The sequence below is a fragment of the Enterococcus sp. LX10 genome, from assembly GCF_023539285.1.
GTDB classification, from domain to species: domain Bacteria; phylum Bacillota; class Bacilli; order Lactobacillales; family Enterococcaceae; genus Enterococcus; species Enterococcus faecalis.
On the sequence record NZ_CP092784.1, the window covers coordinates 1,311,883 to 1,334,840 of the forward strand.

Annotated in this window: 18 protein-coding genes and 1 pseudogene; 16 read left to right on the forward strand and 3 right to left on the reverse strand. The window is 37.2% G+C overall.

What is annotated here, in order from left to right; translation table 11 throughout:
* The first annotated feature begins 14 nt into the window (after positions 1–14).
* The 4 genes from MKZ30_RS06265 to MKZ30_RS06280 all read left to right on the forward strand — a co-directional run bounded on the left by MKZ30_RS06265 (position 15) and on the right by MKZ30_RS06280 (position 4,290).
* Positions 15–1,796: a V-type ATP synthase subunit A gene (locus MKZ30_RS06265; protein ID WP_010713426.1), complete on the forward strand. Its 1,782-nt coding sequence runs from the start codon at positions 15–17 to the stop codon at positions 1,794–1,796.
* Positions 1,789–3,165, forward strand: coding sequence for a V-type ATP synthase subunit B (locus MKZ30_RS06270; protein ID WP_033600697.1), 1,377 nt, complete (start codon positions 1,789–1,791; stop codon positions 3,163–3,165). The genes MKZ30_RS06265 and MKZ30_RS06270 overlap by 8 nt, the downstream gene beginning before the upstream one ends.
* A 4-nt stretch (positions 3,166–3,169) precedes the next feature.
* The gene (locus tag MKZ30_RS06275) at positions 3,170–3,805 is read left to right on the forward strand and encodes a V-type ATP synthase subunit D (protein WP_002357673.1); all 636 of its coding nucleotides are present in this window, start codon (positions 3,170–3,172) and stop codon (positions 3,803–3,805) included.
* A 74-nt stretch (positions 3,806–3,879) separates the two neighbouring features.
* Positions 3,880–4,290, forward strand: a complete 411-nt coding sequence (locus MKZ30_RS06280) for a hypothetical protein (protein WP_249958801.1) — start codon at positions 3,880–3,882, stop codon at positions 4,288–4,290.
* Positions 4,291–4,344: 54 nt separating this feature from the next.
* On the opposite strand, the gene MKZ30_RS06285 is transcribed toward MKZ30_RS06280, so the two are convergent.
* Both MKZ30_RS06285 and MKZ30_RS06290 read right to left on the reverse strand, forming a co-directional pair.
* Positions 4,345–5,226 (reverse strand): serine hydrolase, encoded by an 882-nt coding sequence (locus MKZ30_RS06285; RefSeq protein ID WP_002374908.1) that lies wholly within the window; start codon positions 5,224–5,226, stop codon positions 4,345–4,347.
* A gap of 153 nt (positions 5,227–5,379) precedes the next feature.
* Positions 5,380–7,260 carry a fructose-bisphosphatase class III gene (locus MKZ30_RS06290; RefSeq protein WP_010816502.1) on the reverse strand — a complete coding sequence of 627 codons (1,881 nt, stop codon included), beginning with the start codon at positions 7,258–7,260 and terminating at the stop codon, positions 5,380–5,382.
* Between the two features lie 198 nt (positions 7,261–7,458).
* On the opposite strand from MKZ30_RS06290, the gene lysA reads away from it, so the two are divergent.
* A complete protein-coding gene (gene lysA / locus MKZ30_RS06295; protein ID WP_033600695.1) occupies positions 7,459–8,769 on the forward strand; it encodes a diaminopimelate decarboxylase in 1,311 nt (436 codons plus the stop codon).
* Positions 8,770–8,916: 147 nt separating this feature from the next.
* Positions 8,917–9,909 (forward strand): alpha/beta hydrolase, encoded by a 993-nt coding sequence (locus MKZ30_RS06300; protein ID WP_033600698.1) that lies wholly within the window; start codon positions 8,917–8,919, stop codon positions 9,907–9,909.
* Positions 9,910–10,091: 182 nt separating this feature from the next.
* On the opposite strand, the gene MKZ30_RS06305 is transcribed toward MKZ30_RS06300, so the two are convergent.
* Entirely contained in the window at positions 10,092–10,436 is a 345-nt protein-coding gene (locus MKZ30_RS06305; protein ID WP_002357660.1) for a metal-sulfur cluster assembly factor, read from the reverse strand.
* A 274-nt stretch (positions 10,437–10,710) separates the two neighbouring features.
* Here MKZ30_RS06305 and MKZ30_RS06310 point away from each other — a divergent pair, with 274 nt between their 5' ends.
* The 10 genes and pseudogenes from MKZ30_RS06310 to MKZ30_RS06355 all read left to right on the forward strand — a co-directional run bounded on the left by MKZ30_RS06310 (position 10,711) and on the right by MKZ30_RS06355 (position 22,827).
* Entirely contained in the window at positions 10,711–11,775 is a 1,065-nt protein-coding gene (locus MKZ30_RS06310) for a dipeptide epimerase (RefSeq protein WP_033600694.1), read from the forward strand.
* A 16-nt stretch (positions 11,776–11,791) separates the two neighbouring features.
* The gene (locus MKZ30_RS06315) at positions 11,792–13,168 is read left to right on the forward strand and encodes a transglutaminase-like domain-containing protein (RefSeq protein ID WP_033600693.1); all 1,377 of its coding nucleotides are present in this window, start codon (positions 11,792–11,794) and stop codon (positions 13,166–13,168) included.
* 17 nt (positions 13,169–13,185) lie between these two features.
* Positions 13,186–14,838 carry a peptide ABC transporter substrate-binding protein gene (locus MKZ30_RS06320; protein WP_033600692.1) on the forward strand — a complete coding sequence of 551 codons (1,653 nt, stop codon included), beginning with the start codon at positions 13,186–13,188 and terminating at the stop codon, positions 14,836–14,838.
* 962 nt (positions 14,839–15,800) lie between these two features.
* Positions 15,801–16,634, forward strand: a complete 834-nt coding sequence (locus MKZ30_RS06325; protein WP_002357655.1) for a PRD domain-containing protein — start codon at positions 15,801–15,803, stop codon at positions 16,632–16,634.
* A gap of 36 nt (positions 16,635–16,670) precedes the next feature.
* The gene (gene nagE / locus MKZ30_RS06330) at positions 16,671–18,668 is read left to right on the forward strand and encodes an N-acetylglucosamine-specific PTS transporter subunit IIBC (RefSeq protein WP_249958802.1); all 1,998 of its coding nucleotides are present in this window, start codon (positions 16,671–16,673) and stop codon (positions 18,666–18,668) included.
* Positions 18,669–18,908: 240 nt separating this feature from the next.
* Positions 18,909–20,389: pseudogene (locus tag MKZ30_RS06335) on the forward strand (BglG family transcription antiterminator).
* Entirely contained in the window at positions 20,379–20,831 is a 453-nt protein-coding gene (locus tag MKZ30_RS06340; RefSeq protein ID WP_033600978.1) for a PTS sugar transporter subunit IIA, read from the forward strand. Before MKZ30_RS06335 ends, MKZ30_RS06340 begins: the two are co-directional and overlap by 11 nt.
* Entirely contained in the window at positions 20,831–21,148 is a 318-nt protein-coding gene (locus MKZ30_RS06345; protein ID WP_002357651.1) for a PTS fructose transporter subunit IIB, read from the forward strand. Before MKZ30_RS06340 ends, MKZ30_RS06345 begins: the two co-directional genes overlap by 1 nt.
* Positions 21,149–21,167: 19 nt before the next feature.
* The gene (locus MKZ30_RS06350) at positions 21,168–21,617 is read left to right on the forward strand and encodes a PTS sugar transporter subunit IIA (RefSeq protein ID WP_033600980.1); all 450 of its coding nucleotides are present in this window, start codon (positions 21,168–21,170) and stop codon (positions 21,615–21,617) included.
* A 109-nt stretch (positions 21,618–21,726) separates the two neighbouring features.
* A complete protein-coding gene (locus tag MKZ30_RS06355; RefSeq protein ID WP_002369426.1) occupies positions 21,727–22,827 on the forward strand; it encodes a PTS fructose transporter subunit IIC in 1,101 nt (366 codons plus the stop codon).
* Positions 22,828–22,958 lie beyond the last annotated feature (131 nt).

Genomic DNA, 22,958 nt, shown 5'->3' on the forward strand with positions numbered 1-22,958 from the left:
AAAGGAGAATGAGCGTGCAAATTGGAAAAATTGTCAAAGTTTCAGGTCCTTTGATTTTAGCTGAAAACATGTCAGATGCTAGTATCCAAGACATTTGTCATGTAGGAGATTTAGGCGTTATCGGAGAGATTATTGAAATGCGAGGCGACGTCGCTTCGATTCAAGTATATGAAGAAACAACAGGCATTGGACCAGGAGAACCAGTTATTTCAACAGGAGAACCATTATCTGTTGAATTAGCCCCAGGTTTAATTGCCGAAATGTTTGATGGTATTCAACGACCATTGGATACATTTCAAGAAGTAACCCACAGTAACTTTTTAGGCCGTGGCGTTAAAATTGATGCGTTAGATCGTGAGAAAAAATGGACGTTTGAACCGACTGTGGCAGTTGGTGAAGAAGTGTCGGCAGGTGACATCGTCGGTGTGGTTCAAGAAACAGCGATTATTCAACATAAAATTATGGTGCCTTTCGGCGTTTCAGGAACGATTGCCGAAATTAAAGCAGGGGATTTTGCCATTGATGAAACAGTTTATTCAGTGGAAACGGCTAAAGGAACAGAAAGTTTTAGCATGATGCAAAAATGGCCCGTTCGGCGGGGACGTCCCATTTTAGAAAAACTAAGTCCCAAAGTACCGATGGTGACCGGACAACGCGTAATTGATACTTTTTTCCCAATTACGAAAGGCGGAGCGGCAGCAGTTCCAGGACCATTTGGCGCTGGAAAAACAGTCGTTCAGCACCAAATTGCTAAGTGGGCCGATGTCGACTTAGTCGTTTACGTTGGTTGCGGGGAACGCGGGAATGAAATGACAGATGTTTTAAATGAATTTCCAGAATTAATTGATCCAACAACTGGTGAGTCTTTGATGAATCGGACGATTTTAATTGCGAATACGTCAAATATGCCGGTAGCGGCACGGGAAGCCTCGATTTATACAGGGATTACCATTGCAGAATATTTCCGTGATATGGGTTACTCAGTCGCAATTATGGCGGATTCTACTTCTCGTTGGGCAGAAGCGTTACGAGAAATGAGTGGCCGGTTAGAAGAAATGCCTGGTGATGAAGGCTATCCAGCCTATTTAGGTAGCCGTTTAGCTGAATATTATGAACGAGCAGGACAAGTCATCGCGTTAGGAAAAGATCATCGTGAAGGAAGCATTACAGCGATTAGTGCGGTTTCGCCATCTGGTGGGGACATATCAGAACCTGTCACCCAAAATACGTTACGCGTTGTTAAAGTATTCTGGGGCTTAGATTCTCAATTAGCACAAAAGCGTCATTTTCCTTCTATTAACTGGTTGCAAAGTTATTCTCTTTACTCCACAGAAGTAGGGCAATATTTAGACTTGGAATTGCAAGGAAACTGGGCCGCTATGGTAGCTGAAGGGATGCGGATTTTACAAGAGGAATCTCAACTGGAAGAAATTGTTCGCTTGGTTGGGATTGATTCCTTGTCGGATAAAGACCGTTTAACGTTGGAAACGGCCAAATCATTACGGGAAGACTATTTGCAACAAAATGCTTTTGATGACGTGGATACGTTCACTTCTCGAACCAAACAAGCGAAAATGTTGCAATTGATTCTAACTTTTGGTGAAGAAGGTCAAAAAGCCTTAAGTTTAGGCACTTATTTCTCTGAGTTAATGGCGGGAACAGTTGAAATCCGTGATCGCATTGCTCGTAGCAAGTATTTACCAGAAGAAGAATTAGAAAAATTGGATCGTTTACAAGCAGAAATTAAAACAACGATAAAAGAAATCATTGCTGAAGGAGGAATGACGAATGATTAAAGAATATCGCACAATCAATGAAGTCGTTGGTCCTCTGATGATTGTTGAAAAAGTGGCAGGCGTAAAGTACGAAGAATTAATTGAAGTACGCATGCAAAATGGCGAAATTCGCCAAGGGCAAGTTTTAGAAATCAATGGAGATAAAGCGATGGTCCAAACATTTGAAGGAACGAGTAACATCAATATTCGTGATTCAAAAGTTCGCTTTCTGGGACATCCTTTAGAATTAGGGGTTTCGCCAGATATGATGGGGCGCGTTTTTGACGGCTTAGGTCGCTTAAAAGATAATGGACCAGAATTATTACCTGAGAAAAAATTAGATATTAACGGCGAAGTTATCAATCCAGTCGCTCGTGATTATCCCGATGAGTTCATCCAAACAGGGATTTCAGCGATTGACCATTTAAATACCTTAGTTCGTGGTCAAAAATTACCTGTTTTTTCAGCATCTGGCTTACCTCATAAAGAATTAGCAGCACAAATTGCCAGACAAGCCAACGTGTTAAATAGTGAAGAAGAATTTGCCGTAGTTTTTGCGGCCATTGGGATTACCTTTGAAGAAGCGGAATATTTTATGGAAGATTTCCGTCAAACAGGCGCAATTGATCGTTCAGTCTTGTTTATGAACTTAGCGAATGATCCAGCCATTGAACGGATTGCAACACCTAGAATGGCTTTGACAGCTGCTGAATATTTAGCTTATGAAAAGGGCATGCATGTCTTAGTTATCATGACGGATATGACCAATTATTGCGAAGCGTTGCGAGAAATTTCAGCAGCACGCCGTGAAGTTCCAGGACGTCGTGGTTACCCAGGTTATCTTTACACGAACTTAGCAACGTTGTATGAACGGGCAGGACGAATTCGTGGCTCAAAAGGTTCCGTAACACAGATTCCTATTTTAACAATGCCAGAGGAGGATAAAACACATCCAATTCCCGATTTAACTGGCTATATTACAGAAGGGCAAATTATCTTGTCCCGGGAACTATATAAGAGCGGTATCCAACCACCAATTGATGTATTGCCATCACTTTCCCGTCTTAAAGACAAAGGAACTGGCGAAGGCAAAACGCGCGGGGATCATGCAGCGACGATGAATCAATTGTTCTCAGCCTATGCACAAGGGAAACAAGCCAAAGAATTAGCTGTCATTTTAGGAGAATCAGCTCTTTCCGATGTCGATAAAATTTACGCAGCTTTTGCCCAACGTTTTGAAGAAGAATATGTCAATCAAGGATTCGATACAAACCGTTCGATTGAAGAAACGTTAGATCTTGGGTGGGAACTATTAAGTATGCTACCGAGAACAGAACTAAAACGAATTAAAGAGGATATGCTCGATCAATACTTAACTGAAGGGAAGTAGAAAAATGGCTCGATTAAATGTTAATCCAACCCGTATGGAACTTTCCCGATTGAAAAAACAGTTAACTACGGCCACGAGAGGTCATAAGTTGCTGAAAGACAAACAAGATGAATTGATGCGACGGTTTATTGCGCTAGTCAAAGAAAACAATGAGTTACGTATTCAGGTTGAACAAGAAGTGACGGATGCGTTATCAAATTTTGTATTGGCAAACGCAACGTTGAACGAAGCCTTTATTGAAGAGTTAGTGGCAATTCCAGCAGAAAAAGTTGAATTAGAAATTATTGAACAGAACATCTTAAGTGTGCCAGTTCCTAAAATGATTTTTGATTACGATGAATCGGTTCAAGAAGCACCCTTAGATTATGGCTACGTAAATTCAAACAGCGAGCTTGATCAAGCTTTTGCTAAAATTTCAAGCATTTTACCGAAATTATTAGCACTTGCAAATGTTGAAAAGACGTGCCAATTATTATCAAAAGAAATTGAAAAAACGCGTCGTCGTGTCAATGCTTTAGAGTATATGACGATTCCACAATTAGAAGAAACAATTTACTACATTCAAATGAAATTAGAAGAAAATGAACGTGGCGAAATTACACGTCTAATTAAAATTAAAAGCATGAACAAAGAAAATTAATGGTTAGAAAGAACGAGTGCGAAGCCAGTTGGTAGCTTTCGTGCTCGTTTTTAATAAAAAAGGGAGTGGAAAAAATGAAAAATGAAGAACGCCGCAAAGCGATTGCACTGAATTGTCAAAAATACGAAAGTGACTATGCTCACTTGGTGGAACCAATCAATGAGCTACTGTTAAACTTGGGAGCGGCTATTTCAGAAGAAGCCGCGAAGCAAATCATTCTGAATGTAAAACGATATCATCACGGCGTGAAATATCTTCCTGAGTGTCATTTATATGAAAGTAACCAGTTTATCGAAGATGGGCTTGAAGCTCTTAAAAAGGGAGATTTAGGCAACGGTGCGTTACAACTATTTGGGGCTGGCTTAAACTTTGCTAGTTTTGCAGCAAAAGCACAAGGAACCAAAAAAATTGATGCCCACCAAATGTTGGCAGAACGTTTTACGAAGTTGTTGTCTGTACAAACGGATAATAATAACAAACAATAAAAATACCCTTGGTTTATTAAGTCGTCTTAATAAACCAAGGGTATTTTTTAACTGTTATTGATTAGGATATTCAGACACCTGTAATTGCCATAACTTATCTGTCACTGAAGCAATAAACGCAGCACTCTTAGCATTATCAGGTCCTTTAGTAAAAATTGCTAAAGCAAAGGGGTGAGGTGTTTCTAAAATCCCCATATCATGAATAAATTCATCATAGGAACCAATTTTATGAGCAACTTTTCCTTGAGTTGTGGGAGTTTCCATTCTTTCATGGAAAACACTTTGTTTCATAGAATCATAAATCGCTTGGTAATCTGGTTTTGTTGCTTTTTCAGTATATAATTTTTGTAGAATAACAAGCGCATCTTCCGAAGAAAATTGTGGCTCTTCAATCGAAGGTGTCTTGTGCAAATAACGCTGATACATTTCTCGTTTTGCTTTTGCATCACCTCCCAATGTGTCATAGAGCATATTTTTAGCGATATTATCAGAATAGGTGATGGCATATTCTTGTAACGTTTTTAATGGATATTCTGGTTGGATATTATAGGCAATGATCCCAGTTCCTTCTTCATAATCTTCTTCGGCGTTATAGGGAATCAGGTCTGTCCATTTTTTTTGACCAGAAGCAACCGTGTCGGCGACTAGCATCGTCAGTGGCACTTTAATAGTGCTAGCTGTATAAAATTCATGTTGGCCATTCACGGAACGTTGTTCGCCAGTTTCCAAATCTAAATAACTAATCCCGACCGTTCCTTCAAATTCTTTGACAGAAGCGACGAGCAGGTCATTTATTTTATCAAAAAATACTGTATTTGCTGAATTATTTTCTTCCTTGTCTTTCGTATGTTTCTCATGTTTGGCGGAATCAATTGTAACTTTTTGTTCAGATTCTTTGGCATAATCTTCGCCACGACTTGAGAAGAAGAAGCCCACAATTAGGAAAAAGCAAAGAAAGAAAATGGTGCCGTAAAGTGAGAGTTGCTGTTTCTTCAATGTAAAACCCTTTCCGTTTCTCTAATAGATATTTTCTCAACTCCTCCATTTAATCATTTTTCGGATAAGAGCGCAAGCGTCTTTTTAATGGCACTACTGGTTTTGTTTCATTTGTTTTTGGAGTGCTTGCGATTGCTTTAATAGCTCTTTGCCGATAGTGGTATCTTTCACTAATAGCCGCTGTAAGGGGCGATCGATGACTTGTTTGATGGAATGAATGTCTTGATTATTTAAAATGGCTGTTTCTTTACTAGAAAAAGATTTATGCGCGGTCAGTTGTAACCCGAACGAGTTGTACAACAATGTATAACCAGCAATTCCAGTAATTGTCTGATAAGATTTTGAAAAGCCGCCGTCAATTACGAGAAGCGTGCCATTTGCTTTGATTGGCGATTCGCCTTTTGTTCGTTTAACTGGTGTATGGCCATTAATGATATGTCGATTTTCACCAGTCACTTCAAATTCATCTAGGATTCTTTCACAAACTTCAACCGTATCACGCAAAGAGTAGTAAGGATTCTTTTCTTCATGATGTGTTTCTTTTTCAGCGAGAAAATAACGCTCAAAGGTTTTCATAGCTCGTTTACCAAATAATGAGGAGCCTTCGCCACACCAAAGATACCATAAACAATCTGTCGCATAGTCATCTGTAATAGCAGGCTGAGCGTAAGCTTGTTCTAACATTTCCTGAAAGAAGTCTACTAAAGCTTTTCCTGAATAGGAGTGGCCTTTAAATGTATAAGCTTGAAAAGTACCGTCCGCATTCAGAGGCAGACAGCCATGAATCAATAAATTTTGATTATACACAAGGTAAAGAGAAGCTTTTTCCATTAGAAAGCGCATGTGTTTTGTTAACCGCGGTGAAGACTGAAATTGCGTTAATAAATCATCAATTATCTGTTTTTCCTCACGTGTTAATTGGTAAGGCTGCTCTTCAGAAACGGTTTGGAAACAGCTGTTAATTAATGTATAACGACATTCGTCAAAAGTAATAGTTTCCCCTTGAATCTTATCTAAGCGTAGCCGATGTGCCAAGTTAAAATCAGGGCGTCGACCAATAATTTGCCCTTCTAGTTTTTCTTGAATAATGGCAATGGCTTGTTGCACACGCATCGCTACTTGTTTTTCAGCTTCAGTTAACGCACGATAGGGATTTTTCTTGGGTGCAAAAGCAGGATTTTCTTTATATGTTTCTAAACTAAATTTTTTTAAGGCGGTTAAATCGATAGCATAACGTTCTTCTAACAAATCTAAATTTCCATAGCGAGCACAAATACGTACTACATTGGCTAAACAAGCCAGTGAACCACTATAAGCAGCCAGCCAAATCATATCATGATTGCCTAGTTGAATATCCAAGGAGTGATAGGACATTAATCGGTCCATAATTTTATCTGGTGCTGGCCCCCGGTCATAGATATCCCCAATAACATGTAGGTGATCGATAATCAGACGTTGGATTAGATAAGCTAATTCTGTCACGAAACGTTTGGCTTCACCTAGTAAAATAATTTTTTCAATAATTTGTTGATAGTAACCGTTTTTGGTTGTTGTTTCATCATATTGATAAATCAATTCTTCGAGAATATACCCATAGGTTTCAGGAAGGGCTTTGCGAACTTTAGAACGTGTGTACTTCATCGAAGAAGAACGGACGATTTCAACCAGACGGCGAATCGTTAATAGCCACCATTCATAAGAGAGGGCGCTTTCATTTTCTAAAAGTGTTAATTTTTCTTCTGGATAGTAGATAATAAAACAAAGCTCGTCCATCTGATGGGCATTTAATTCTTGTTTAAATAAAAATTGAACTTTTTCTCGGATTCGCCCAGAACCATTTCTTAAAATATGGTCAAAAGCTTCAAATTCACCATGTAAATCACTGACAAAATGTTCTGTTCCTTTCGGTAAATTCAAAATTGCTTCCAAATTAATAATTTCTTCAATTTGTTGATCGCGGTTCAGTGTAGCCAAGTCATCTGCCTTCTTTCTTTTTTCGTATATACCAATTTTAATTTAAAAGATTAAAGTGTTGATAATAAAGGTTTTTTATTCGTATGCCAATTATTGTAGGCTATTTGGCGAAAAAAAGCAACAGGAGAAAGTCAGAGAAAAATGTGGAAAATTATAGGAAGCTACTGGGTTTTATGCTATGATTTTTAATAAAACAAAATGAAGGGGCGGGAAAACATGTTATTTGGTACAGCAAAAATGAATCGGGAAAATCATTTAGAAATCGGTGGTTGTGACACCGTAATGTTGGCGCAAAAATTCGGGACGCCGTTATTTGTCTATGATGTCGCTCATATTCGCGCGCAGGCACGTGGTTTTAAACAAACGTTAAATCAATTAGGTATCAAAAATAAAGTGGTTTATGCAAGTAAAGCATTTAGTTGTTTAGCTATTTATCAAGTGTTAAAGGAAGAAGATATTGCTTGTGATGTTGTCTCTGGTGGAGAACTATTCACAGCTTTAAAAGGGGGCATGGAACCAACGGAAATTGAGTTCCATGGAAATAATAAAACCCCTGAAGAATTACGTTATGCTTTGGATAACAAAATAGGTACAATTGTCATTGATAATTTTTACGAAATTGACTTGTTGGAAGAATTATTAGCTACACGAAACCAAACACAAAAAGTTCTTTTTCGGGTGAGTCCTGGCGTGGATGCAGAAACACATGATTACATTTTGACAGGCCAAGAAGATTCAAAATTTGGTTTTGATGTTGCAAGTGGCCAGGCAACAGAAGCGCTCGTTCGCCTTTTATCAAACCCCTCTTTTGATGTACAAGGGGTCCATTGCCATATTGGCTCGCAAATTTTTGCTGTGGAAGGCTTTTTAGCTGCTGTTGAAAAAATGTTCACTATTTTAGAAGACTGGCGGCAAGTCCATCAATTTACAGCACATGTTTTAAATATGGGTGGTGGTTTTGGTGTGCAGTACACGCAGCAAGATGAGCCATTAGCACCAGCAACATTTGTTGAAAAAATTGTTTATTCCTTGAAAGGTCATTGTGAACAATTAGGGTATCCACTGCCTGAGCTTTGGATTGAACCAGGCCGCAGTTTAATTGCCGAAGCGGGCACAACGATTTATACAGTTGGCGCACAAAAAGAGGTTCCTGGTGTTCGTCATTTTGTTTCCGTAGATGGTGGCATGGGTGATAATATACGGCCTGCTTTGTATCAAGCGGTTTATGATGGATTTTTAGCGAATCGTGAGGGGCATGATTCAGTCAAGAAAGTCACAGTGGTTGGTAAATATTGCGAATCAGGAGATGTCTTACTTCGAGATATTTTATTGCCAGAAGTTAAAGCAGGGGATTTATTGGCCATTAGTAGTACGGGGGCTTACGGTTATTCAATGGCAAGTAATTACAACCGAAATCCTCGACCAGCGGTGGTTTTTGTCGAAGATGGACAAGCAAAATTAGTTGCTCGTCGTGAGACATATGAAGATATGACAACGTTGGATTGTTGATAGATTAAAAGTAGCCGTCTCTTTTTGAACCGGCTGCTTTTTTTTTCAAAAAATAACAAAATGTAAGGGTGATTTCTTTCAGAAATGAAAAATCCATAGTATATTAAATGAAGAAGGAAATACTTTAGAAGAGGGTGTGATTTGCAGATGAAATGGCTCCTCGGGTTACTGATCATTTTTGCAATGATTGGCGTTGTTTTTTCTTTTTACATTGCCAATTATTTTTTGAAAATCGCGTTGCTTAAAGACAACCCTTGGTATCATAAAAAAGGGCATCGGTTATTAAATCCTGATAATTTTCAAGAACGAGAAACAAGATATACTAAAATAGAAGAACAACAAAAACAAGAAGGCGAAGCTTTTTGGACAGAGTCTTTTGCTGAAGATCGTTGGTTGAAAATTAAAGATGAAACATTGTATGCACGGTGTTTTACTCCTTATCCAGATAACCATCGTTGGGCGATTTGTGTGCATGGTTATCGTTCAAACGGAAAACGCGATATGGCATATACTGCATTACGTTTTGCAGAAGAAGGCTACAATGTTTTAGTTCCCGATTTGCGTGCACACGGGAAAAGTTCAGGGAATAAAATTGGGATGGGATGGCTGGATCGGTTAGATTTATTAAGTTGGATTAGTGAAGTTCTTGCTATTGATATGGAAGCAGAAATTATTTTAGTGGGCGGTTCCATGGGAGCGGCTACTGTCATGATGGCAAGTGGTGAAAAGTTACCAACGAATGTCCGCGGATTAATAGTGGATTGTGGCTACACTTCTGTCTATGATGAATTTAAATATGTCCTACATGAATCTTTTCATTTACCCGCTTTTCCTATTTTAACGATTGCTAATCAATTAGCATTAAATAACTATGGCTTTCAATTGAAAACCGCTTCTTCCGTGAGACAATTACACAAAAATACGTTGCCGACATTTTTTATTCACGGTACAGGTGATCGCTTTGTTCCAATGACAATGTTTGAAGAAAATTTAGCGGCAACTCAGGGGATAAAAAAAGGTCTCATTGTTGCTAAAGCACCACATTTATCTTCAAGTGTCTACGAACCTGAAAATTATTACAGTAGTATTTTTGAATTTTTGGAAGAAAACTGTCCTGCGATAAAAACAACATCCGACTAAAAAAGACATGGATTTTCATGATTCCATGTCTTTTTTTGTCTGACTCGTTTAGCTAAATTTAAGTGCTTAAAAAGAAAAATAATAAAAGTTGGACTAGCAAACTATTAGCTAAACAAAAAACCACATAAAAAAACTAATCAGTCAGTTCTTTCAGGCGGTTTTTATCATTAGTCTCGAAATAACTAGCGAATACCCAAAGCAATTCGTGCGTAACGGCTCATTTTGTCCGTTGTCCAAGCAGGGTACCAGACTAATTTTACTTCGATATTATTCACTTCAGGAATATCTTTTAAAACACCATGGATTTGTTCTGTTAAAACATCTGCTAACGGACAACCCATTGTGGTTAAGGTCATTTTGATGACAGTATCACCAGTTTCTTCTGCAAATTCAACTTCATAAATTAGTCCTAAATTTACAATATCGATGCCTAATTCAGGGTCAATCACTGTTTCTAATGCAGTTAAAATATCTTCTTTAATTGCTTCAACTTCTTCGGTTGAGCGTTGTTGAGGTTGTTCACTCATTCGTCTTCTACTCCTTTGCAAGTTGCCTCTTTACTATCATACCTTTTTTAAGAATGTTTGTAAATGAGAAGTATCTCACATGTCATGGAATTTACTGATTTATAAAAAAGCTCGTAAAATTGGAAATTCATTTTATTTTAATCGAAATCTCATTATTTTGTTGACATTAGAAAACAATGAGTTTAGAATGATCGATAACAATCTAAATTTAATTTTTGGATATTTTTAAAAAACTGAATTTTCAATCAATTGAAAATATCAAAGGGAGGATTTTATGAAAATTAAGCAGGTACATGTTAGGGCATCGAAAATCAAGCTGAAAGAAACATTTACAATCGCTTTGGGGACGATTGAATCCGCGGATAGTGCAATTGTGGAAATTGAAACAGAAGAGGGCCTTATTGGATATGGGGAAGGAGGCCCAGGCATTTTTATTACCGGTGAAACGTTAGCTGGCACGCTTGAAACGATCGAATTATTTGGCCAAGCAATCATTGGCTTAAACCCTTTTAATATTGAGAAAATTCATGAAGTGATGAATAAAATATCTGCTTTCGCTCCAGCGGCAAAAGCAGCTATCGATATTGCTTGTTATGATTTGATGGGTCAGAAAGCCCAACTGCCTCTTTATCAATTGTTAGGTGGCTATGATAACCAAGTAATAACGGATATTACACTAGGCATTGATGAACCAAATGTGATGGCACAAAAAGCCGTCGAAAAAGTCAAACTAGGTTTTGATACGTTAAAAATTAAAGTCGGAACAGGAATTGAAGCTGATATTGCAAGAGTAAAAGCGATTCGTGAAGCAGTTGGCTTTGATATCAAGCTCCGCTTAGATGCAAATCAGGCTTGGACGCCCAAAGATGCTGTTAAAGCAATTCAAGAATTGGCAGACTATCAAATTGAATTAGTGGAACAGCCAGTTAAAAGGCGCAATTTAGAAGGTCTAAAATACGTTACCTCACAAGTCAATACGACAATTATGGCTGATGAAAGCTGTTTTGATGCCCAAGATGCGTTGGAATTGGTTAAAAAAGGCACAGTCGATGTTATCAATATAAAATTAATGAAGTGTGGCGGCATTCATGAAGCGCTGAAGATTAATCAGATTTGTGAAACAGCAGGTATCGAATGCATGATTGGGTGTATGGCAGAAGAAACAACCATTGGCATCACGGCTGCTGCCCATTTAGCTGCTGCTCAAAAGAATATCACACGAGCAGATTTAGATGCGACATTCGGTTTAGAAACTGCGCCCGTAACTGGGGGTGTATCCTTAGAAGCAAAACCATTATTGGAATTAGGAGAAGTAGCTGGATTAGGCATTTCTCATTAAAAAAGGAGTAAAGCTAATGAAGTATGATTTAAAGTATCTTAGTGTCCCTTTGCCTGAGGAAATTCAAAGGGTGAAAGAATTTGGCGATTTTGCAAGTGCGGATACTGCCATTGATTTTTGGTTGACAAAAGAACTTCCGCAGGCATTAAAAGAACGTTTGATAATTGAAAAAGATGTCATTAAAATGATGCGTATGAATGAGTATCCTCATAGCTTTGCAAAAGCTGATCAAATGATGAGAGATACTTTTCAGGATTATCAAACAGAGGAATTAATTCGTTTAAAAGAAACGGGTTTAGTGGACTGGGTTTATATTGAAGGTGAACCGTATTTCCAACTTCGATTTTTGGCCAATTTAATTAAAACAAATGCGGCATATGTTGCACGTTTGCGGGAAGCAGAAAGCAATCAATTAGAAATTCTCCGCAAAAAAGAACTAAAAGAGAACATCGAACAAATGCAAAAAAACGGTGGTAGAAAAGTGAGAACAACAATTAAAGCCACCATTCAGGTGAAAAAAGAATTTGAGCGTCCAGGTGAACGTGTTCGTGTCCATTTGCCGCTACCCAAAGCGTGTCAACAACAATCAGAAATTGAAATCCTAGCTACGTCACCTGAGGCAACCTATATTGCGGCAGAAGATGCGCCTCAACGAACACTGTGTTTTGAAACAATCTTAAAAGAAAATCAAACGTTTACAGTTGAATATTGTTATGTTAATCGGATGGTTTACCAACAGTTAGAAGAAAGTAACGTAGACAAAATGCAACCAAGCTTTGATTTAGAGGAACAGTTACCGCATATTCGATTCACGCCTTATTTAAGAAATTTAGCAGATGAGATTGTGGGCGATGAAAGTAATCCCTTAAAAAAGGCACGCTTGATTTATGACTTTGTGACGACAAAGATTCATTATTCATTCATGCGTGAATATTTTACAATTTCCAATATTTCAGAGTATGCTGCAACTAATTTAAAAGGTGACTGCGGCGTGCAAGCGATTTTGTTTATCACGCTTTGTCGGATTACAGGGATACCAGCCAAATGGCAATCGGGATTATATGTTTCTACACATTATACAGGCTGTCATGATTGGGCACAATTTTATATAGAACCGTACGGCTGGCTCTTTGCGGATTTATCTTTTGGTGGTGGTGCTTACCGAGACGGGGATAGACAGCGGTGGAATCATTATTTCGGCAATTTAGATGTTTTTAGAATGGTCGCAAATAGTGAAATCCAGGCAGACTTTCAGCCGGCAAAAATGCAATTGCGTGCAGACCCAATTGACAACCAGCGGGGAGAATTTGAGTACGAAAATGAGGGCTTGCCCTACGCATGCTTGATAGTTTCGCAAGAACGGCTTTCCATGGAAGAGTTGCCTTTTGATTGACACATAGGGGGAATAGTATGAAAAAGTTAAAAATGATGGGGATTATGTTATTTGTTAGTACGGTCTTGGTAGGTTGTGGCACAACAGCAGAAACAAAAATAGACGAGAAAGTAACTGAGAAAACCAGTGTCTCGAAAAAAGTTTTAAATTTAATGGAGAACTCGGAAATCGGTTCAATGGATTCTATTTTTACACAAGATGAAGCCAGTATTAACGCACAGTCCAATGTCTTTGAAGGGTTATATCAATTGGATGAAAAAGATCAACTAATACCAGCTGCCGCTAAAGAGATGCCTGAAATTTCTGAAGATGGCAAACGATATACCATTAAACTAAGAGAAGATGGCAAGTGGTCCAATGGTGATGCTGTAACAGCCAATGATTTTGTTTTTGCTTGGCGTAAATTAGCGAATCCCAAAAACCAAGCCAATTACTTTTTCTTGTTAGAAGGAACGATTCTGAACGGAACAGCTATTACAAAAGAGGAAAAAGCACCAGAGGAATTGGGTGTCAAAGCGCTTGATGATTATACTTTGGAGGTTACTTTAGAAAAGCCTGTACCATATTTTACGTCCTTATTGGCATTTTCTCCATTTTTCCCACAAAACGAAGCATTCGTGAAAGAAAAAGGACAAGCCTATGGCACTTCTAGTGAAATGATTGTATCTAATGGTCCATTTTTAATGAAAAATTGGGATCAGTCAGCGATGTCATGGGACTTTGTGCGTAATCCCGACTATTACGATAAAGAAAAAGTAAAATCAGAAACGATTCATTTTGAAGTTCTTAAAGAAACCAATACCGTTTATAATTTGTACGAATCAGGTGAATTAGATGTGGCTGTCTTAACAGGAGATTTTGCTAAACAAAATCGAGACAACCCAGACTATGAAGCAATCGAACGGTCAAAAGTCTATTCCTTACGTTTAAACCAAAAAAGAAACGAAAAACCATCCATTTTTGCAAATGAGAATGTCCGCAAAGCTTTAGCTTATGCTTTGGATAAAAAAAGTTTAGTCGATAATATTTTAGCAGATGGTTCAAAAGAAATTTATGGGTACATTCCAGAAAAATTTGTATATAACCCAGAAACGAATGAAGATTTTCGTCAAGAAGCAGGCGCCCTTGTCAAAACAGACGCCAAAAAAGCCAAAGAGTATTTAGATAAAGCAAAAGCAGAGCTAAACGGAGATGTAGCCATTGAACTTCTTTCAAGAGATGGTGATAGTGACCGAAAAGTTGCTGAATTTATCCAAGGCCAGTTACAAGAAACATTGCCAGGTCTCACTATTAATGTCAAAACAGTTCCTTTAAATAATGCGATTGAATTAATGAGAAAAGGGGATTATGAATTGTCTGTTGGCATGTGGGGACCCGATTATCAGGATCCAATGACTTTCTTAGAAAGCTCAGTTAGTGGTAACCGTATGAACTATTCTAGCCCAACGTTTGATCAACTAATTGAAGAGTCAACAACTAAATACGCAAATGATCCTGAAACTCGTTGGCAAACATTAATTAAAGCTGAAAAAGTATTGGTGGAAGAAGATGCCGCTTTAATTCCTTTATACCAAGAGGCCCGTAGTCAGCTTGTACGACCAGGTGTCAAAGGTATTCAGTATCATAACTTCGGTGCAACGAGCACATATAAGTATGCCTATAAAGAATAAATTAGTGAACGAGCGTGGGACAAAAATCACTTTGGATTTTTGCTCCACGCTCAAAAACTGATAAACGGCGGGAACAGAAGCAACACTACGCGTTGCTCCGATCTCAATAACTTCTAAGGTGTTTTCTCGACATGCGTCTCGTCACAGTACAGCCTTCAAAAGAGCTACAGCTCTAAGAGTTACGATGTTTCACTGTGAAGCATGAACAGATGAAATCATCGTACCTACTTGGTGAAGGTCCTTCGGAACTTACAAGTATAAAACTGTGACGAGCCTTTGGCGAGAAAACAATAAGCCGAAATTGACTTTCTCACACAAGTGTTCGGCGTATCTTAATCCTTCCAAGTGTTGAGAATCACGAAGAACGTAGTGATTCGATGATGAACAATACCTACTTCGCAGAGCTCCGATCTCATCAATCTCTAAGTGATAAATCACTAAGAATTGAAGGACTTGGTCTCCAAAAATTAAAGAACACCGGGTCCTTCAATTCTAGCATGTTCCATGCGTAGAAATTGATGCGAACGAAACGGAGTGTAGTGTATCATGCAACATCAACTCGTTCCTCGTTGTGTTTTATGACAATTTTCGGAAATTTCTTCTTATTGCTGAGAAACACTATTTGCAAAGCAAATAGATGTTGAACAGTACCTACTTGGTTCTCGGAGTTAAACACTTCTGTCCCGACCTCTTCCCGATAAGAGCTTCTTTTTTGTTAATAGTCAACAATTAATAAAAAAATAATTGAAAAAGGTTGACAAAAATAATGATACTCGTTAGAATAAGCACTGTTAACAAATGAATAGCGTTTTCATGTGACTAGATAATACTAGGCATGGAAGAATTTCGTAATACAATGTGGTGTACAATGGTTACGCAACATGTTTAACGGGATTGTTCTATGCTTTTTTTGTTGTTTTCACTGAAGATGTTAGAATTACTTCTGCAGAAGAGGGTCATTTATGAAAATTAAAAAGGTGCTAAATCAAAATGCTGTACTTGTTCTTGACGAAGGACAGGAGAAAGTAGCTGTCGGTAAAGGCGTCGGGTTTAATAAGACTAAAAATGATGTCTTATCTCGACAATTGGTGGAGCGGATGTTTGTGATGGAGCCAGAAGGACTGAAAAAACTTCAAGTACTGCTATCACAAATTGAAGACAAATACTTTTTAGCGAGTGAAGAAATTATCCAACATGCTGAAACGGTATTGGGTGAAAAGTTGAATGAACATATTAATATTGGGTTGAGTGATCACATTGCTTTTGCAGCTGAAAATATTCAAAATAATATTATTGTTCGGAACAAGCTTTTAAGTGAAATTGAGATTTTATATAGTGAAGAATTTGCTATTGCTCAATGGGCTGTAGAATATTTAACACAAACCTTAGAAATTCCATTTAGTTATGATGAAGCGGGATATATTGCAATTCATATCCATAGTGCTCGCAGCGGGCGTACTGATAATAGTAAAAGTATCCGTGAAGTTACAATCGTTTCTGAAATTATTCATTTAATCGAGCAGGAATTGGCTATTGATATTCATGATGATAAAAATAGTCTCAGTTATTCACGTTTGGTGAATCATTTACGTTTGTTTATTCATCGCTTCCAACAAAATCAATATGCTGTTTTAGATGAAGAAATTTTGGAAGTCGTAAAGAAAAAGTATGCTGAAAGCTATGAAATCTCAAAAAAAGTACAAGTCTTATTAATGAGAAATTTTCATTATCAAGTACCAAATGAAGAACTTGGTTATTTATCGATTCACATTGAACGATTAAGAATGACCAAATAATAAAAATTAAATAGTTTATGTGAGGAGTTACGTATAATGAAAGCGTATATGCAAAGAATGGGACGTTCGTTAATGTTACCAGTTGCTGTATTACCGGCGGCTTCTTTATTAGTCGGTATTGCTAACTGGATCGTGGGAACAATCGGCGCTAGTCCAGCCACAACTTTTCTAATGAATGGTGGTTTGGCTATCTTAAACAACTTAGCATTATTATTTGCGGTTGGTTTAGCGTTAGGAATGTCAAAAGATAAAGATGGATCGGCAGCATTAGCTGGTTTAGTCGCTTATTTAGTGCCAAAAACTGTTTTAGCGCCTGCTTCTATCCAAGCCATTAAAGGCTTCAAGGATATTGCTGAAGTAAACCCAGCCTTCAACAGCATGGACAACAATGTCTTTGTCGGGATTGTCGCTGGTTTAGTTGCTGCGGCAATGTATAATCGTTTCTCTGGTGTGAAATTGCCAATGGCTTTATCATTCTTTAGTGGAAAACGTTTAGTTCCTATTATGTCAGCTATTTCGATGTTAGCAATCTCAGCTGTCTTATTCTTCTTCTGGCCAGTTGTTTATAACGGATTAGTTGCTTTTGGTAAAGGAATCTCTAGCTTAGGTTTCGTAGGAGCTGGCTTGTATGGTTTCTTTAACCGACTATTAATTCCAACAGGCTTACACCATGCCTTGAATTCTGTTTTCTGGTTTGATGTTGCTGGTATCAATGATATTGGGAACTTTTTAGCTGGTCAACAAGCGTTAGATACTGGTAAAGCAATTGTAGGACAAACAGGGATGTACCAAGCTGGTTTCTTCCCAGTAATGATGTTTGGTTTACCAGCAGGCGCGTTTGCTATTTATCAATGTGCGCGTCCTGAGAAGAAAAAAGTTACAGCTTCATTAATGTTAGCTGCTGGTTTTGCGGCTTTCTTTACAGGCGTTACTGAACCTTTAGAATTCTCATTTATGTTCGTTGCTTGGCCTTTATATGTTTTACATGCAGTCTTTACAGGTATTTCTTTAGCATTCGCTGCGTTTATGCATTGGACAGCTGGCTTTGCCTTTAGTGCAGGTTTTGTAGACTTTTTCTTAAGTTTGAAAAACCCAGTCGCGAATCATCCAATAATGTTGGTGGTTCAAGGACTTATCTTTGCGGCAATTTACTACTTCGGTTTCCGTTTTGCAATCACTAAGTTTAACTTAATGACACCAGGACGTGAAGAAGGCGATGGCGAAGAAACGCCAGATGTTGCAGAAGGTGACAACAAATTTGCTTCTCTAGCTCGTCGTATTTATGATGGTTTAGGCGCTGATGCTAATGTAACTTCTATTGATAACTGTACAACTCGTTTACGCTTAACAGTGAAAGATACAGGCAGAGTGGATCAAGCAAAAATTAAAGCAACTGGGGTTCCTGGTGTGAAAGTCATTGATGACACCAATATCCAAGTGATTGTTGGTACGGAAGTACAATTTGTTGCTGACGAAATGCAACGATTATATAACCACCAAGCGCCAGCAACACCAGTCAAAGAAACACCTGTTTCTAAACCAGTTGTTGAAAAAAAAGCATCAGTTTCAACGAAAGAAACTGAATTATATTCTGTAGCGAATGGGAAAGTTATTCCTATTTCTGAAGTACCAGATGATGTTTTCTCAGCAAAAATGATGGGTGACGGTTTTGCTGTCGTACCAACAGACGGCGAAGTTTCAACACCTGTTGCTGGTAAAATTACTAGCATTTTCCCAACAAAACATGCGTTAGGTATCCAAACAGATTCAGGCATTGAAGTATTATTACACATGGGTCTAGATACTGTTGAGTTACAAGGTGGACCATTTACATTACATGTTGAAGAAGGCCAAGTTGTAAAACAAGGCGATAAAATTGCAACCATTGATTTAGCCGCATTAGAACAAGCTGGCAAAAAATCAGATTTAATTGTTGTTTTCACAAATCAAGATATCGTTGCTCAATACGATTTACAAAAAGCAGGTCAAACGACTTCAATAAATGATGTAATCGGAAATGTTACCGTAAAATAAAAGTAAAAAAGGGCTAGCCGTAAGGCAGCCCTTTTTTGTATTCTTTGAAAATATTAGTGTCTGTAGAGCCAGTAATTCAAAATCGCTTGCTCTACAGATTTTTATTTATAAATAGCCTTAGAAAGTTTCGCATAATTGAACACTTTAACCACTCACAAAAATGGCCAATGTAACGGACAGAAAACAAGGAAGCGTTTTCTTTTGTATGGATTATAATAAATATATCAAGGAGGGGTTGCTATGAGTTCGAAAAAAGAACGTGGACAAAAATTGTTGTTACTTCTCTCAAAAAAACAAGATTATATGACTGCAGAAGAATTGGCAAACTGCCTAAGTACTTCTCCTAAGACAGTTTATCGTTTGATAAAAAAATTAACGATGAATTTTCAGAAGGTTCACTCATATTATCTGAGAAAGGACGAGGATACAAGCTAGACTATGAACGATTTATGGAACAGAATCGACATTTAGTCGAAAAAGAAAGTGATTTTTCGCCAAGGGAAAGACGCAATCGAATTCTGGAGGAATTGTTGTTAGCTTCTCCACAAGCTAAAAATGTTTATGAATTATTTGCAAGATATTATGTTGGCGATTCTGTGATATTTAGCGATGAACAACAATTAGCCGAAGATTTAAAGAAATATGATTTAACACTCAAACGGAAAAATCGAACGTTGGCAATTATCGGGGAGGAAAGAGCTATCAGGAAAGCCATTTCCGATAGAATACAACTGTTGAACATTATCGATATTGAGGATCTTCGAAACAACAAAGCATTAAATTTTAATAATTATGATGTCCTTTTTACGTTAGATCAAGTCAGGAACATTGAAAAGAAACTAGATATTACTATTCCACATCCATATAATGTAAACATCTTTTCGCATCTTTATATCTTAATTAGTCGTTCACGAAAAGTAGCCATTTCTGAAAAATACCAATTATCTGACGAAGAAGAACAAGAATTAACAAAGGACTTAGTACTCAAAAAGGTCGCGCAAACAACGATTCAACAGATTGAAACTTATTTAAATAAGAGACTGCCTAACGTTGAAATTTATTACTTATATCAATATTTAGTTTCTTCTAGGATGCAAGGTTCATTTAGTAAAGTAACTAATTTTTCTTTCAAAGTAATGCAAATTACTCAATTTTATTTAGAGGAAATGAGTGCACAACTAAAAATTTTAACTGATAATGATCAGCTACTTCTTGAATTGGCTAGTCATATAAAACCAATGATAAATCGTCTTGAAAACGGCATACATGTTAAGAATAGTTTATTGGATCAAATAAAAATGACGTATGAAACAATTTTCAGAAAAATTGTGCAAGTTTCTAAGCAAGTAAGTAAAAACTATCAACTACCGGCTATAAACGAAGACGAGAATGGGTTTATTACATTGTATTTTGCGCGAATGATTGAAACCAATCAGTTACCTATTCGTACTTTGATTATGTGTACCACTGGAATTGGAACTTCAGAACTATTGAGAGTAAAAGTTGAAAAGAAATTCCCTGAATTACAAATTGTTGAAATTATTGCCACACGAAATATAAAGAAATCATTAAAAGATTATTCTGATATTGAATTGATTCTTACAACGATTCATTTACAGGAAAAGGTTCCTATTAAATCATTGTTGGTAAGTGCCATGTTTACAATGGATGATCAGTATCGATTACAAAGAAAAGTTGAGGAAATCTATCATGAACGTTAATCCTTTATACCAAGTTTTCCTAAACCAAGAACTTCTTTCAAAACAGCAAGTATATCAATTCATTGCAGAAACAGCAGCACCTTTGTTAACGCTCGAAGAAAAAAAGCAGATTGAGGAATCTTTGGTAAATCGTGAGAAGATGGGAAGTAATCAGATTGCAGAGCAAATTGTCTTGCCACATTTAGAAAATGCACTCTTGAAAAAAAGTGAAATATATCTGATTGGCTTAAAAACAGAAATCCAAGAATGGACGGCAGACATTAAGCAAGTGAAATTAATTATTGTCATCTTACTAAAAGAAAATGAACGGTTAAAAGTAAAAAAAGAAATCAGTCGATTTACTAGAAAATTAGCAAATGAAGACTTCTTAGAAAAGTTGTTGTGTTTAAAAACAGAAACAGATTTTTATAAAATTATAGAAAAATTTGAGGAGGAAAAATAATGAAGATAGTCGGCGTAGCAGCCTGCACAGTAGGAATTGCTCACACATATATCGCACAAGAAAAATTGGAGAACGCTGCAAAAAAAGCAGGAGTTGAGATCCATGTAGAAACTCAAGGGACCATTGGGATTGAAAACAAACTAACGGATGAACAAATTAAGGAAGCGGATATTGTTATATTAGCCATTGATGTGAAAATTTCTGGAAGAGAGCGTTTTGATGGGAAACGAATCATTCAAGTACCTACAGAAGTTGCTGTAAAATCACCCACTAAACTAATTGAAAAAGCAGAAGAAGTTATGACACAAGAAAAGTAACCTTCTAGGAGGAATTGTAATGGAAGTAAAGGATATCATTGACTTAAAAACCGTTAAAACGAATATGAATGTAAATACAAAAGAGGAAGCGTTAAAAGAATTAGCCAATCTTTTGCTTGAAAATGGCAATATTTCAGATGAAAAAGGCTTTATAAAAGATATCTATGATAGAGAGGCGGAAGGCCAAACGGGCATCGGAAACTATCTAGCCATTCCACATGGCAAAAGTGCGTATGTAAAAAAAATAGGCGTGGCCATTGGTATTAATGGTACAGAAATTCCTTGGGAATCTTTAGATGATAATGGCGTAAAAGGAATCATTCTTTTTGCTGTGGGTAATGATCATAAAGAAACAACTAGCCATCTTAAACTATTATCATTGTTTGCCAGAAAACTCGGAAATGATGAAGTAGTGAGAGAATTCCTTCAATCAAAATCGCCAGAGGATGTAGTAAAGGCATTCTCTTAATGAAATTACTAAGACAGCATATTGTGGATATTTTCTACAGAAGAATCCACAAAAGTAATTTTTTTAAATAGAAAATAAAATGAAAAGAACAATGTTTAGGAGGATAAAAATGAAAAAACTAAAAGAGTTAAATCTTAAAGGTCATTTATTAACAGCAATCTCATATTTAATTCCAATTGTCTGTGGCGCTGGCTTTTTAATTGCAATTGGTATGGGGTTTGGTGGCTCAAGTCAAGGAACCTTGGTACCAGGTGAATTTTCGCTTTGGGATGCTTTAGCTACTATGGGTGGCGCTGGCTTAGGCTTACTGCCGGTTGTTATATCTACTGGCATTTCCTTTTCAATCGCCGGTAAACCTGGAATTGCTCCGGGCTTTATTATTGGTTTAACTGCGAATGCAGTTGGCGCTGGCTTTATTGGTGGTATCTTAGGTGGTTACTTGGCAGGATATCTTGTATTAGCTATTTTAAAATATGTGAAATTACCAAACTGGGCGAGAGGGTTAATGCCAACATTAATTATTCCATTTTTAACCTCAATTACTGGTGGATTAATCATGGTATATATTATCGGGACCCCAATAACGGCATTTACTTCATTATTAACGAACTTTTTAGATAGCTTAGGTAACTCGTCATTATTAATTTTTGGTGGTGTAATTGGTTTATTAAGTGGTATAGACTATGGCGGACCCATTAACAAAACTGTTTTTGCCTTTGTTTTGACAATGCAAGCGGAAGGACTTAATGGACCAATTACAGCATTGCAATTAGTAAATACAGCAACGCCAATAGGCTTTGGATTAGCTTTCTTCTTTGCTAAATTATTTAGAAAAAATATTTATACAAAACTAGAAGTTGAAACGTTAAAGTCTGCCGTACCAATGGGCGTGATTAACATTGTTGAAGGTGTTATTCCTTTAGTTATGAATGATATTGTCCGAGGAGTCATTGCTACAGCGATTGGCGGCTTCGTGGGTGGCGCAACAACAATGATCTTAGGGGCAGATGCGACAGTTCCATTTGGCGGTGTTTTAATGATTCCAACAATGAGTAAACCGCTGGCTGGCATTATTGCAATTGTTGTAAACGCTGTGGTTACCGGTTTAGTTTTAGCTATTATTAAGAAAGATGTAACTGAGAAAGATATGGAAGCTTTAGTAGAAAAAGAAGAAGAGGAGATAAACTTGGAAGATATTCAGATTTTCTAAACAAAATGAAAAAGCGCAACAAAATTAATGCAATTTATATTGCCCGTCAGAGATGTGTCAACGTCTGAATATAACGAGTTAGAAAAATTTTCAAAAACATCAACCAAATAATCAGATAGAAAGAGTTGAAA

Coding starts and splice junctions, on each gene's coding strand:
- lysA (WP_033600695.1), top strand. CDS start 7,459: ATGAAGGGGCGGGAAAACATGTTATTTGGTACAGCAAAAATGAATCGG.
- MKZ30_RS06320 (WP_033600692.1), top strand. CDS start 13,186: ATGAAAAAGTTAAAAATGATGGGGATTATGTTATTTGTTAGTACGGTC.
- MKZ30_RS06275 (WP_002357673.1), top strand. CDS start 3,170: ATGGCTCGATTAAATGTTAATCCAACCCGTATGGAACTTTCCCGATTG.
- MKZ30_RS06350 (WP_033600980.1), top strand. CDS start 21,168: ATGGAAGTAAAGGATATCATTGACTTAAAAACCGTTAAAACGAATATG.
- MKZ30_RS06305 (WP_002357660.1), bottom strand. CDS start 10,436: ATGAGTGAACAACCTCAACAACGCTCAACCGAAGAAGTTGAAGCAATT.
- MKZ30_RS06315 (WP_033600693.1), top strand. CDS start 11,792: ATGAAGTATGATTTAAAGTATCTTAGTGTCCCTTTGCCTGAGGAAATT.
- MKZ30_RS06300 (WP_033600698.1), top strand. CDS start 8,917: ATGAAATGGCTCCTCGGGTTACTGATCATTTTTGCAATGATTGGCGTT.
- MKZ30_RS06340 (WP_033600978.1), top strand. CDS start 20,379: ATGAACGTTAATCCTTTATACCAAGTTTTCCTAAACCAAGAACTTCTT.
- MKZ30_RS06345 (WP_002357651.1), top strand. CDS start 20,831: ATGAAGATAGTCGGCGTAGCAGCCTGCACAGTAGGAATTGCTCACACA.
- nagE (WP_249958802.1), top strand. CDS start 16,671: ATGAAAGCGTATATGCAAAGAATGGGACGTTCGTTAATGTTACCAGTT.
- MKZ30_RS06280 (WP_249958801.1), top strand. CDS start 3,880: ATGAAAAATGAAGAACGCCGCAAAGCGATTGCACTGAATTGTCAAAAA.
- MKZ30_RS06310 (WP_033600694.1), top strand. CDS start 10,711: ATGAAAATTAAGCAGGTACATGTTAGGGCATCGAAAATCAAGCTGAAA.
- MKZ30_RS06270 (WP_033600697.1), top strand. CDS start 1,789: ATGATTAAAGAATATCGCACAATCAATGAAGTCGTTGGTCCTCTGATG.
- MKZ30_RS06325 (WP_002357655.1), top strand. CDS start 15,801: ATGAAAATTAAAAAGGTGCTAAATCAAAATGCTGTACTTGTTCTTGAC.
- MKZ30_RS06355 (WP_002369426.1), top strand. CDS start 21,727: ATGAAAAAACTAAAAGAGTTAAATCTTAAAGGTCATTTATTAACAGCA.